This is a genomic window from Candidatus Pantoea deserta, from assembly GCF_003813865.1.
Classification (GTDB): Bacteria; Pseudomonadota; Gammaproteobacteria; order Enterobacterales; family Enterobacteriaceae; genus Pantoea; species Pantoea deserta.
Genome location: NZ_RMVG01000004.1, coordinates 76,708 through 89,168, shown reverse-complemented (window position 1 = coordinate 89,168; position 12,461 = coordinate 76,708). Strand labels below are relative to the sequence as shown.

The following is a 12,461-nucleotide window of genomic DNA, read 5'->3' as shown; positions in this document are numbered from 1 at the left end:
GGCGAAAATCAGATTATATCGGAGAGCATGAGCATGGCTCATTATCAGAGCGGGATCCTGCTGGAACACCGCCGTTTTGCTATCTGGCTGGAAGCCAGCGTTCAGGGTGACAGCGCGGCGCTGCGCGCCGGCGTTCAGGCGTTTCTTACTCAGCTTACCGCGCTCCAGCAGCGCTTTCCCGATGCGGGTCTCGGCGCAGTGGTGGCGTTTGGCGATGCGCTGTGGCGCGATATGAAACGCGGCGACAGCGCGCCGGCGCTGAAGGATTTTCAGCCGCTGGGCAACGGTATTGCGCCCGCGACTCAGCGCGATCTGCTGATCCATATCCAGTCGCTGCGCCACGACGTCAATTTTTCCCTGGCGCAGGCGGCCGTCGCCGCTTTTGCCGATGCCATCAGCGTGCAGGAAGAAGTGCAGGGCTTTCGCTGGACAGAAGACCGCGATCTCTCCGGCTTCGTGGACGGCACCGAAAACCCGCAGGGCGAACAGCGCGAAGCGGTGGCCATTATTGCTGACGGCGTGGATGCAGGCGGCAGCTACGTTTTTACCCAGCGCTGGGAGCACAATCTGAAGGTGTGGAACCGCATGGCGGTGGAGAAGCAGGAGGCCGTTATCGGTCGCACCAAAGCCGATAATCAGGAGCTGGAAGGCGAGGCGCGTCTGACGACGTCTCACGTCGCGCGCGTCGATCTGAAAGAAGAGGGCAAAGGATTGAAAATTCTGCGCCAGAGTCTGCCCTACGGCAGCGCCAGCGGTAAGAACGGTCTGTACTTTATCGCCTATGCGGCGCGGCTCTACAACATTGAACAGCAGCTGTTGAGCATGTTCGGCGAGCGCGACGGCAAGTTCGACGCCATGCTGCGTTTCACCAGACCGGTCAGCGGCAGCTACTTCTATGCGCCCTCTCTGGCGCAGTTGCAGGCGTTATAATCTCTTCGGGCCGCGTTCGACGGCCCGTTGCTTTTCCGTTTCAGGCATAAACTCTTGCAGCGTCTTATGCCATTTTCGACTTTGAAATCATCAAACGATATATAAAACCGCTACTGCTTTTCGTGGGGTTATAAATACACTGGGCTAACGGCTGGCGGGAGCCAGATCTTATGTTTTCTCAGGGTGCCCAATGACTAAAAGAACGATGAAAAATATCGTTGGCGGTATCGCCTTGTCGCTCAGCCTTGCGGGCGCGGCGAATGCCACCGAACTGCTCAACAGCTCGTACGATGTCGCGCGCGAGCTGTTTGTCGCCCTGAATGCGCCTTTCGAAAAACAGTGGGATGCCAGCCATCCCGACGACAAACTTACCATTAAAATGTCGCATGCTGGCTCTTCAAAACAGGCGCTGGCGATCCTGCAAGGGCTGCGTGCCGACGTGGTGACCTATAACCAGGTCACCGACGTTCAGGTGCTGCACGATAAAGGCAATCTGGTGGCGGCCGACTGGCAAAGCCGTTTGCCGAACAACAGCTCGCCGTTTTACTCCACCATGGCCTTCCTGGTGCGTAAAGGCAATCCAAAGCAGATCCACGACTGGGCTGATTTAAGCCGCGACAACGTGAAGCTGATTTTTCCAAATCCTAAAACTTCCGGCAACGGCCGCTATACCTGGCTGGCGGCCTGGGGCGCGACCAGCAAGAGCAACGGCGGAGACGAGGCGAAAACCCGCGCCTTTATGGCGAAGTTTCTTAAGAACGTTGAGGTGTTCGATACCGGTGGCCGCGGGGCGACCACGACCTTCGCCGAGCGGGGTCTGGGTGACGTGCTGATCAGCTTTGAATCCGAGGTGAACAACATCCGTAACCAGTACGGCAAGGATGATTACGAGGTTGTGGTGCCGAAAACCGATATTCTCGCCGAGTTCCCGGTGGCGTGGGTCGACAAAAACGTCGAGCACAATAACACCGGCGACGCGGCGAAAGCCTATCTCAACTATCTCTACACGCCGCAGGCGCAGCAGATCATTACCGATTTCTATTATCGCGTGAACAACCCTGAACTGATGAATGCGCACAAAGATCGCTTTCCGCAAACGCAGCTGTTTCGCGTGGAAGATCAGTTCGGCAACTGGGAGAACGTCATGAAAACCCACTTCGCCAGCGGCGGCGAGCTGGATCAACTGTTATCAGCGGGGCGTGGATAATGTTTGCGTTAAGTCAGAAACGCGTCTTGCCTGGCTTCGGCCTGAGTCTCGGCACCAGCCTGTTATTCACCTGCTTAATCCTGCTGCTGCCGATTAGCGCGCTGCTGATGCAGCTGTCGCAGATGACGCTGGCGCAGTACTGGGACGTGATCAGCAATCCACAGCTGGTGGCGGCCTACAAAGTCACGCTGCTGTCGGCGGGCGTGGCCTCACTGTTTAATGCGGTATTCGGCATGATTATGGCGTGGATTTTAACGCGCTACCGTTTTCCTGGCCGCACGCTGCTGGATGGGCTGGTGGATCTGCCGTTCGCGCTGCCAACGGCGGTCGCGGGCCTGACGCTGGCCGGTCTGTTCTCGGTGAATGGCTGGTACGGCGAGTGGATTTACCAGGCTTTCGACATCAAAGTCTCCTATACCTGGCTCGGCATCGCCGTAGCGATGGCCTTTACCAGCATTCCTTTTGTGGTGCGTACCGTGCAGCCGGTGCTGGAAGAGCTGGGACCGGAATATGAAGAGGCGGCGCAAACCCTGGGCGCGACCCCGTGGCAGAGCTTCCGCCGCGTGGTGCTGCCGGAAGTGGCGCCTGCGTTGCTGGCAGGCACGGCGCTCTCCTTTACGCGCAGCATCGGCGAGTTTGGCGCGGTTATCTTTATCGCCGGGAATATCGCCTGGAAAACAGAGGTCACCTCGCTGATGATTTTTGTGCGTTTGCAGGAGTTCGACTATCCGGCCGCCAGCGCGATAGCGTCGGTGATCCTGGCTGCGTCGCTGGTGCTGCTGTTTGCCATTAACACGCTGCAAAGCCGCTTTGGCCGCAGACTGGGAGGTCACTAATGGCCGATATTTCACACATCAACGCCGACCGCCAGCCGGTCAACTGGGGCAAGTGGCTGCTGATTGGCGTCGGCGTGCTGTTCTCCCTGCTGCTGCTGGTCGTGCCGATGGTCTCCATCTTCTACGAAGCGCTGAAGATGGGGCTAGGCGTTACCTTCCAGAATCTTGCCGACAGCGACATGCTGCATGCTATCTGGCTAACGGTGCTGGTGGCGCTGATTACCGTGCCGGTCAATCTGGTGTTCGGCACGCTGCTCGCCTGGCTGGTCACGCGCTTTAATTTCCCTGGGCGTCAACTGCTGCTGACGCTGTTTGATATTCCCTTCGCCGTGTCGCCGGTGGTGGCTGGTCTGATGTATCTGCTGTTCTGGGGCGTTAACGGAACCGCAGGGAGCTGGCTGGACGCGCATAACATCCAGGTGATGTTCGCCTGGCCCGGCATGGTGCTGGCTACCGTGTTCGTGACCTGTCCGTTTGTGGTGCGTGAACTGGTGCCGCTGATGCTGAGTCAGGGGAGCCACGAAGATGAGGCGGCGGTGCTGCTGGGCGCGTCCGGCTGGCAGATGTTCCGCCGCGTTACCCTGCCGAACATCCGCTGGGCGATGCTGTACGGCGTGGTGCTGACCAACGCGCGTACTCTGGGCGAATTTGGCGCGGTCTCGGTGGTATCGGGATCGATTCGCGGCGAAACCTACACGCTGCCGCTGCAAATTGAATTACTGCATCAGGACTACAACGTCGTGGGCGCGTTTACCGCCGCCGCGCTGCTGACCCTGATGGCAATTGTGACGCTGTTTCTGAAAAGTGTGTTGCAGTGGCGTTTAGAGCAACAGCAGCATCGCCTGCAACAGGAGGAAAATCATGAGCATTGAGATTAATCAGATCAATAAATCTTTCGGTCGCACCCCGGTGTTGAACGATATTTCTCTGGATATTCCTTCTGGTCAGATGGTCGCGCTGCTGGGTCCGTCCGGTTCCGGAAAAACCACGCTGCTGCGTATTATCGCCGGACTGGAGCATCAGAACAGCGGACAGATCCGCTTTCACAATAAAGATGTTAGCGCGCTGCACGCGCGCGACCGTCAGGTTGGCTTTGTGTTTCAGCACTATGCGCTGTTCCGCCATATGACGGTGTTCGACAATATCGCTTTCGGCCTGACGGTGCTGCCGCGCCGCGAGCGTCCCTCTGGCGCCGAAATCAAACAGCGCGTAACCCGTCTGCTGGAAATGGTGCAGCTGGCGCATCTGGCGAACCGTTATCCGGCACAGCTGTCGGGCGGTCAGAAACAGCGCGTGGCGCTGGCGCGTGCGCTGGCGGTGGAGCCGCAAATTCTGCTACTCGACGAGCCGTTCGGCGCGCTGGATGCCCAGGTGCGTAAAGAGCTGCGTCGCTGGCTGCGCCAGCTGCACGAAGAGCTGAAGTTTACCAGCGTGTTCGTGACGCACGATCAGGAAGAGGCGATGGAAGTTGCCGACCGGGTGGTGGTGATGAGCCAGGGCAATATCGAGCAGGTCGGCACGCCGGATGAGGTGTGGCGCGATCCCGCTACCCGTTTTGTGCTGGAGTTTCTCGGCGAAGTGAACCGCTTCGACGGCGAGATCCACGGTTCGCAGTTCCACGTCGGCGCGCATCACTGGCCGCTGGGCTATACGCCGGCGCATCAGGGCGAGGTCGAGCTGTTTCTGCGTCCGTGGGAAATTGATGTTTCCCGTCAGAGCAGCCTGGAGACGCCGCTGCCGGTACACATTCTGGAAGTCAGCCCGCGCGGCCACTTCTGGCAGCTGGTGGTACAGCCGACTGGCTGGCAGAGCGAGCCTTTCTCACTGGTGTTCGACGGTGAAAAAAGCGCGCCGGTGCGCGGGGAACGCCTGTTTGTTGGCCTGCAACAGGCGCGACTCTATCAGGGTGCCACGCCGCTGCGGGCTGTTGCCTTCGCCGAAAGCGCCTGATATTTTCTCACGCGACAGCGGGTGGGATGGTTCCCGCCCTTTTTTTGCTCGCTTTGTTCGCCGGGAAACGCATCTTGACCACTCTGCATAACACTATCGGCAATACGCCGCTGATCAAACTCCAGCGCCTGACGCCTGCCAACGGCAGTGAAATCTGGCTCAAGCTGGAAGGCAATAATCCCGCAGGCTCGGTCAAGGATCGCGCCGCCTGGTCGATGATCCATCAGGCCGAGCTGCGCGGCGAGATTGCGCCGGGCGATCGTCTGATTGAAGCGACCAGCGGCAATACCGGCATCGCGCTGGCGATGATCGCCGCGATGAAAGGCTATGCGCTGCGCCTGCTGATGCCTGAAAATATGAGCAAAGAGCGGCAGGACGCCATGCGCGCTTATGGCGCTGAGCTGGTGCTGGTGAGCCGTGAGCTGGGCATGGAGGGCGCGCGCGACCTGGCGCTGAGCATGATGGCGCGCGGCGAAGGGCATGTGCTCGATCAGTTCAATAACCCTGACAACCCCCTTGGCCACTATCAAACGACCGGCCCGGAAATCTGGCAGCAGAGCGCCGGACGGCTGACCCATTTTGTCTCCAGCATGGGCACCACCGGCACCATTACCGGCGTTGGCCGTTACCTGAAAGAACAAAGCAGCAGCGTAAAGATTGTGGGATTGCAGCCGAAAGAGGGGAGCGCCATTCCTGGCATTCGCCGCTGGCCGCAGGCCTACCTGCCCGGCATCTATCGCCCCGAACTGGTGGATGAGGTGATGGATATGGGACAGTCTGAAGCGGAAGAGACTATGCGCGCGCTGGCAAGGCGCGAAGGCATTTTCTGCGGCGTCAGCTCCGGCGGCGCAGTGGCGGGCGCGTTACGCATCGCTCAGGCGCAGCCGGGTAGCGTGATCGTCGCCATCGTCTGCGATCGCGGCGATCGCTATCTCTCTACCGGCGTCTATCAGTAACCCTCTTGCTGCTTCGGCCCGGACTAGCGGGCCGAATGTGTCTATAGTCCTCCAGAGCATCTTCTGACGTCGAATCTGTAAGGAACGCGTAAAATCGGCTGCGTCCGGCGTCCGCTCAGGACAAAATAGCGACAATTCAGGCGAGAGAACACCATGAAAATTTTGTTAGTTGATGATGATGTAGAGCTGGGCACCATGCTCAGCCAGTACCTTATTGCGGAAGGCTTTGAAACTCAGCTGGTTTTAACCGGCAGCGCGGGAATTGACGGCGCCCTTTCCGGACAATACACCGCCATGATCCTCGATATTATGCTGCCGGATATGAGCGGTATTGATGTGCTGCGCCAGGTGCGACAAAACAGCCGCCTGCCGGTGATCATGCTGACGGCGAAAGGCGACAATATCGATCGCGTTATCGGGCTGGAGATGGGAGCGGACGACTATGTGCCAAAACCCTGCTATCCGCGTGAGCTGGTCGCGCGCCTGCGGGCCGTGCTGCGTCGCTTTGAGGAGCAGGCGCCGCTGCCGGATAAAAAGGACGTGCTGCACTGGGGCGAACTGACGCTGAATCCCGCCACGCGCATTACCGAATGGCAGGGCAAAGCCTTCGATCTGACGGCATCAGAGTTTAATCTGCTGGATCTGCTGATGCGCGCGCCGGATCGCGTGGTGTCGAAAGACGAGCTGTCGGAAAAAGGGCTGGGGCGTCCGCGCGAAGCCTACGATCGCAGCGTCGATGTGCATATCAGCAATATTCGCCAGAAGCTGGCCGCGCTGACCGCTGACAGCATTAATATCGAAACGGTGCGCAGTATCGGTTATCGCATTCGATGAGACAAAACTATCGTGGGCGTATGTTCTGGAAGATCCTTATTGGCTTCTGGATCGTGTTCGTTATCATCAGTCAGCTACTCTGGCTCGGCTTCAATATCGCCGGCAATCGCCATGAGCCGCCGGAGATTATCGCCACGCGCCGCATTGTAAATTTGCAGATGGCGTCCGCCGTCTCGATGCTGGAGCGCGGTGGGCCGGCGGCGCTGGAAGATATGATGGCGGACTGGGAGCCTAACGATCGTCAGTTCTTTTCCGTGATCCAACACGCGCGCGCCGCCAGCGCTGAATCCTTGCCGGAGAGCTTTAATCCACCGTTCAAAGGAAAATTCCCTGACGTCATTGTGCGCTGGGTAAAGGGCGCGGATGGCAAAGAGTATGAACTGCGTTACAACGTCAAAGGGCTGCGCGAAGACAGCTCGATGGGAATGGACGGGCCGCGTCGCATTCTGAATATCCCTGAACCCATGTTTATGTTTGCCGGGTCGGTGGGATTGCTGTTCAGTCTGCTGCTGGCGTGGAACCTGACGCGGCCAATGCGCCAGCTGCGCGAAGGATTTACGCGCGTGTCGAACGGCGATCTCAGCGTGCGGCTCTTTCCGATGATGCGCAAACGTCATGATGAGCTGTCTAACGTGGCGGAAGCCTTCGACGCCATGGTTGAACGGCTCGATACGCTGGTGCGCGCGCGCGAAGAGCTGTTGCATGACATTTCCCATGAGCTGCGGTCGCCGCTGGCGCGCTTGCAGCTGGCGACCGGCCTGGCGCGCCAGACGCCGGAGAGTGTTAACGCCTCTCTGGACCGCATTGATGAAGAGGCGCGGCGGCTGGATAAAATGATTGGCGAGCTGTTGACGCTATCGCGGGCCGAACATGAAAGCATCCCCGATGAACAGTATTTCGACCTGACCGGTCTGGTGCATGCGGTGGTGACTGACGTGCGCTACGAGGCGCAGATCCCCGGCGTGCAGGTCGATTTTCAGGTTGATGAGAGCACAGATTATACGGTGCGCGGCAACGCCGAGCTGATTCGTCGCGGCGTGGAAAACGTACTGCGCAATGCGCTGCGTTTCTCGCTGCCCGGTCAGCATATTCAGGTTAACCTGAGGGCGGAGCAGCAGTGGCTGGCGATCCGCGTGCGCGATCAGGGACCGGGCGTGGATAATGAGAAGCTGTCCAGCATCTTCGATCCCTTTGTGCGGGTGAACTCGCCGCTGCTGGGCAAGGGCTATGGTCTGGGGCTGGCGATCGTGCGGAAGGTGGTGCTGGCGCATCATGGCGAGGTGCATGCGGTAAACCGGCCTGAGGGTGGGCTGGAACTGACTATCCGTTTGCCGCGCTGGCAGTCGCAGAGGGAAAGAGCATAGCTTTTTCTTTCAGCGCCGCGCTATCAGAGCGGGATCGCAGAAAAACAGCAGCAGGGGTAAAACGGCCAGGCGCGCGCGTCTCGCGTGATAACGGGCGTGTCTCAGGCCCGATAAGGGTAGTGACGCGCCCGACGGCCTTGCTGTCGCTTCCCGTCGCCTGCGCCGCCGGGACCGAATAGCTAAAAAAAACGGCACCCTGAGGGTGCCGTTTCTCTTCGCTGAATCCGTTACTTCTTGATGCGGATAACCGGCGTTTCGCCAACGGTAACCTGACCAGAAAGCTTAATCAGCTCTTTGATCTCGTCCATGTTGGAGATAACCACAGGCGTCAGCGTAGATTTCGCTTTTTCTTCCAGCAGCGGCAGATCAAACTCGATCACTACGTCGCCTTTCTTGACCTTCTGGCCTTCTTCGGCGATACGCTTAAAGCCTTCGCCTTTCAGCTCTACCGTATCAATACCAAAGTGCACAAACAGCTCAATGCCGTTGTCAGACTCGATTGAAAACGCATGGTTGGTTTCGAAAATCTTACCGATAGTCCCATCTACCGGCGCTACCATTTTATTGCCGGTGGGTTTGATAGCGATGCCGTCGCCCACGATCTTTTCGGCAAATACTACATCCGGTACGTCTTCAATGTTTACGATCTCGCCTGACAGAGGCGCAACAATATCAATCGTCCCAGATGTGCTTTCTGATTTATTGCCAAAAAGCTTGTCAAGAAAACCCATATTCTTCTCCTAAACAGTATTGTTGGGCCAGCGTCTCGTGGATCAGCAGAGCGTTTTCTCTTTGATGAACTTGTTGACCAGGTTCATCAGATCTTCTGCTGTTGGTTGAGCCAGAGCCTGCTCCGCCAGAGCCTTCGCATCTTCGAAATTAGTATTGCGAATGATTTTCTTAATCCCTGGGATTGAAATGGCACTCATACTAAATTCGTCCAGCCCCATACCCAGTAACAGTAGTGTAGCACGTTCATCACCAGCCAGCTCACCACACATGCCGGTCCACTTACCTTCGGCATGAGACGCGTCAATCACCTGCTTGATTAAGCCAAGCACCGACGGCGTCATCGGATTATACAGGTGAGAAATCAGATCATTACCGCGATCGACAGCCAGTGTATACTGTGTCAGGTCGTTTGTTCCAATACTGAAGAAGTCCACTTCTTTTGCCAGATGGCGCGCAATAACCGCAGAAGCCGGTGTTTCCACCATAATGCCCACTTCGATGCTCTCGTCGAAGGCTTTTCCTTCTTCGCGCAGCTGCGCCTTGAGGATTTCCAGCTCGCCCTTCAGGCTGCGTACTTCTTCCACAGAGATGATCATCGGGAACATAATGCGCAGCTTGCCAAAGGCGGAAGCGCGTAAAATAGCGCGCAGCTGAGCGTGCAGGATCTCTTTGCGATCCATGGCAATACGGATAGCGCGCCAGCCGAGGAACGGGTTCTCTTCTTTCGGCAGGTTCATGTAAGGCAGATCTTTGTCGCCGCCGATGTCCATGGTACGCACGATGACCGCCTGCGAGCCGACGGCTTCGGCAACGGCTTTGTACGCCTGAAACTGCTCTTCTTCGGTAGGCAGCGAGTCGCGATCCATAAACAGGAACTCGGTACGGTAGAGACCGACGCCTTCAGCGCCGTTGCGCTCGGCGCCTGCGACGTCACGCACGGTACCGATGTTCGCGCAAACTTCAACCTGATGACCATCCAGCGTAATCGCCGGCAGATCTTTCAGTTTAGCCAGCTCGTGTTTCTCGCTCAGATACTGCGTCTGAACGGCTTTCAGCTCTTCCAGCTCGCTCTCTGAGGGGTTAACGTAAACTTTGTTGTTTACGCCATCCAGAATCAGGAAATCGCCGTTTTTGATTGTCGCGGTGACATTGCCGGTGCCTACAATCGCCGGCAGCTCCAGCGAGCGCGCCATGATCGACGTGTGTGAGGTACGGCCGCCCAGATCGGTAATAAAGCCCAGCACCTTTTTCAGGTTTAGCTGCGCCGTTTCCGACGGGGTTAAATCTTTCGCCACCAGAATGGATTCATCCTGGATTGCGCTCAGGTCAACAATGTGCAGACCGAGGATGTTTTGCAGCAGACGTTTGCCGATGTCACGAACGTCAGCGGCGCGTTCTTTAAGGTACTCGTCGTCCAGCTCTTCCAGCGCTTTCGCCTGACCGTCGATCACGGAATAGGCTGCGGCGTCGGCTGACGCGTGATCTTTTTTGATGAGGTCGATGATTTCCTGCTCCAGCTCTTCGTCTTCCAGCAACATGATGTGGCCTTCGAAGATGGCTGCTTTCTCTTCACCAAACGTCTCACCCGCTTTAACTTTGATGGCTTCCAGCTGCTGCGCAGCCTGAGCGCGGCCATCAAGGAAGCGTTTTACTTCCTGATCAACCTGGTCATCAGAAATTTTCTTGCGGTTGATGACGATCTCATCCTCAATCAACAGCAGAGCTTTGCCGAAAGCGATACCTGGTGATGCTAAAATGCCTGAAATCATAACCCTACCTTTTAATCACGATGGCTCTTTGACCCAATGCATTGCCATTGTCGCGGGAGCTGTACTCTACGGATGTGATAACGCGGACAAGTTGTCCGCGATCAAGATGTTTGCACTCAATGGGGCAAAGGAGTCGGTATACAGCAAAAGCTGACTGGATTACTCCAGCTCAGCCATCAGTTTAACCAGATGTTCCACAGCCTGCTGCTCATCTTCGCCTTCTGCGGAAAGCGTCACAACCGTACCCTGAGTCAGGCCCAGCGTCTGTAGTTTGAACAAGCTCTTGGCGCTGGCGGATTTGCCATTAGAGGTAACGGTGATTTCTGACTGGAACGCTTTTGCTTCTTTAACAAACTGCGCAGCAGGGCGAGTGTGAAGACCATTAGGTGCGGTGATTGTAACTTCTTGCTGGAACATTCTGTTTCCCCAACGTTATCAGGTTTGGTGTTATGGACTTAAAGTCTAGCCTGGAGCCGTAACTTTAGCCTGTGTAGGTGCGCGGGTATAGCCTGACGCTGACCAATAAATGCGCTTGCATAACTGCGTCATTCCAGATGAAGGGTCAATATCCATGTCGAGCGCTTCAGCTGCTAATTATGCCGTGATTCGCCGTATCGCCAAATGTGTAAATCGATTCAGCTTGATCCACTTCAAAGGCTGATTAATTTCAGGCACCGAAATAATTGGCAGCTTAAATACCAGAGCTGAGTCACTGAAATCAATCTGGGGGGTAACGAAAGTGAGATCTGCACCACAAAAAAGCACCCGTTCGGGTGCTTTTTTCAGCATTTTCGCACGCAAAACTTACTGCTGTAGCTCTTTCTCGGTGAAAAGATCGGCAAAGAGCGCGGTACTGAGGTAGCGCTCCCCGGAAGAGGGCAGGATAACCACGATGTTCTTGTTGGCGAAGGACTCATCTTCCTGAAGCTTCAGCGCTGCCGCAACGGCCGCCCCAGAGGAGATCCCGGCCAGGATGCCTTCTTCTTCCATCAGCTGACGCGCCGTGCTGATGGCCTCTTCATTGGTGATAGCGACGACGCGATCCACCAGATCCAGATCCAGGTTGCCGGGGATAAAGCCCGCGCCGATACCCTGAATCTTGTGCGGACCGGGTTTAATCTCTTCGCCTGCCAGCGCCTGAGCGATAACCGGTGAGTCGGTCGGCTCTACGGCCACGGTAATCAGCTCTTTTTTGCCTTTGGTGTTTTTGATGTAGCGGGAGACGCCGGTCAGCGTACCGCCAGTGCCGACGCCAGCAATAAATACGTCTACTGCGCCGTCAGTGTCTTCCCAAATCTCAGGACCGGTGGTCTTCTCATGAATTTCCGGGTTGGCCGGATTGCTGAACTGTTGCAGCAGCACGTACTTGTCTGGATCGCTGGCAACGATCTCTTCCGCTTTAGCGATAGCGCCTTTCATGCCTTTCGGCCCTTCGGTCAGCACCAGATTGGCGCCCAGCGCTTTCAGCAGCTTACGTCGCTCAACAGACATGGTCTCCGGCATGGTCAGCGTCAGCTTGTAGCCGCGCGCCGCCGCCACATAGGCCAGCGCGATGCCGGTGTTGCCGCTGGTCGGCTCAACCAGCTCAACGCCGGGTTTCAAAATGCCGCGTTTCTCTGCGTCCCAAATCATATTGGCACCGATACGGCATTTTACGCTGAAGCTCGGGTTACGGGATTCTACCTTCGCCAGAATGCGGCCGTTACCGATGCGGTTCAGTCGAACCAGTGGCGTATGACCAATTGTCAAAGAGTTATCTTCATAGATCTTACTCATAGCCCGTCCTTAACTGTATGAATTATTGGGAACCCTCAGAGCATACCCTTTCTGTTTACGGGCGGAAGGAAAGAAAACGCATATCTATATGTCCCCACGCAATAAGC

The 12,461-nt window shown here is 56.8% G+C and carries 12 protein-coding genes; 8 read left to right on the top strand and 4 right to left on the bottom strand.

All coding sequences use genetic code 11. The annotated features are described in order from the left end of the window. The first annotated feature begins 33 nt into the window (after positions 1-33). The 8 genes from BBB56_RS07985 (at position 34) to BBB56_RS07950 (ending at position 8,077) form a co-directional block, all read left to right on the top strand. Complete coding sequence (locus BBB56_RS07985) at positions 34-930, top strand: Dyp-type peroxidase (RefSeq protein WP_123800570.1); 897 nt, start codon at positions 34-36, stop codon at positions 928-930. Positions 931-1,120: 190 nt separating this feature from the next. Continuing rightward, a complete protein-coding gene (locus BBB56_RS07980; protein ID WP_123800432.1) occupies positions 1,121-2,137 on the top strand; it encodes a sulfate ABC transporter substrate-binding protein in 1,017 nt (338 codons plus the stop codon). Next, positions 2,137-2,973 (top strand): sulfate/thiosulfate ABC transporter permease CysT, encoded by an 837-nt coding sequence (gene cysT, locus BBB56_RS07975; RefSeq protein ID WP_123800431.1) that lies wholly within the window; start codon positions 2,137-2,139, stop codon positions 2,971-2,973. Before BBB56_RS07980 ends, cysT begins: the two co-directional genes overlap by 1 nt. Further along, positions 2,973-3,845: a sulfate/thiosulfate ABC transporter permease CysW gene (gene cysW, locus BBB56_RS07970; protein WP_123800430.1), complete on the top strand. Its 873-nt coding sequence runs from the start codon at positions 2,973-2,975 to the stop codon at positions 3,843-3,845. Before cysT ends, cysW begins: the two co-directional genes overlap by 1 nt. After that, a complete protein-coding gene (gene cysA / locus BBB56_RS07965; RefSeq protein WP_123800429.1) occupies positions 3,835-4,923 on the top strand; it encodes a sulfate/thiosulfate ABC transporter ATP-binding protein CysA in 1,089 nt (362 codons plus the stop codon). The genes cysW and cysA overlap by 11 nt, the downstream gene beginning before the upstream one ends. Before the next feature lie 74 nt (positions 4,924-4,997). After that, on the top strand, positions 4,998-5,879 hold the full coding sequence (gene cysM / locus BBB56_RS07960; protein ID WP_123800428.1) for a cysteine synthase CysM: 882 nt from the start codon (positions 4,998-5,000) through the stop codon (positions 5,877-5,879). Between the two features lie 153 nt (positions 5,880-6,032). Continuing rightward, positions 6,033-6,713 carry a response regulator transcription factor gene (locus BBB56_RS07955; RefSeq protein WP_123800427.1) on the top strand — a complete coding sequence of 227 codons (681 nt, stop codon included), beginning with the start codon at positions 6,033-6,035 and terminating at the stop codon, positions 6,711-6,713. Then, entirely contained in the window at positions 6,710-8,077 is a 1,368-nt protein-coding gene (locus tag BBB56_RS07950) for an ATP-binding protein (protein WP_123800426.1), read from the top strand. The genes BBB56_RS07955 and BBB56_RS07950 overlap by 4 nt, the downstream gene beginning before the upstream one ends. 227 nt (positions 8,078-8,304) lie before the next feature. On the opposite strand, the gene crr is transcribed toward BBB56_RS07950, so the two are convergent. The 4 genes from crr to cysK form a co-directional block, all read right to left on the bottom strand. Beyond that, positions 8,305-8,808 (bottom strand): PTS glucose transporter subunit IIA, encoded by a 504-nt coding sequence (crr, locus tag BBB56_RS07945; protein WP_123800425.1) that lies wholly within the window; start codon positions 8,806-8,808, stop codon positions 8,305-8,307. A 42-nt stretch (positions 8,809-8,850) separates the two neighbouring features. After that, positions 8,851-10,578 (bottom strand): phosphoenolpyruvate-protein phosphotransferase PtsI, encoded by a 1,728-nt coding sequence (gene ptsI, locus BBB56_RS07940; protein WP_123800424.1) that lies wholly within the window; start codon positions 10,576-10,578, stop codon positions 8,851-8,853. 159 nt (positions 10,579-10,737) lie between these two features. After that, entirely contained in the window at positions 10,738-10,995 is a 258-nt protein-coding gene (gene ptsH / locus BBB56_RS07935) for a phosphocarrier protein Hpr (protein WP_007889063.1), read from the bottom strand. 387 nt (positions 10,996-11,382) lie between these two features. Beyond that, the gene (gene cysK / locus BBB56_RS07925; RefSeq protein WP_123800423.1) at positions 11,383-12,354 is read right to left on the bottom strand and encodes a cysteine synthase A; all 972 of its coding nucleotides are present in this window, start codon (positions 12,352-12,354) and stop codon (positions 11,383-11,385) included. Positions 12,355-12,461: the final 107 nt, after the last annotated feature.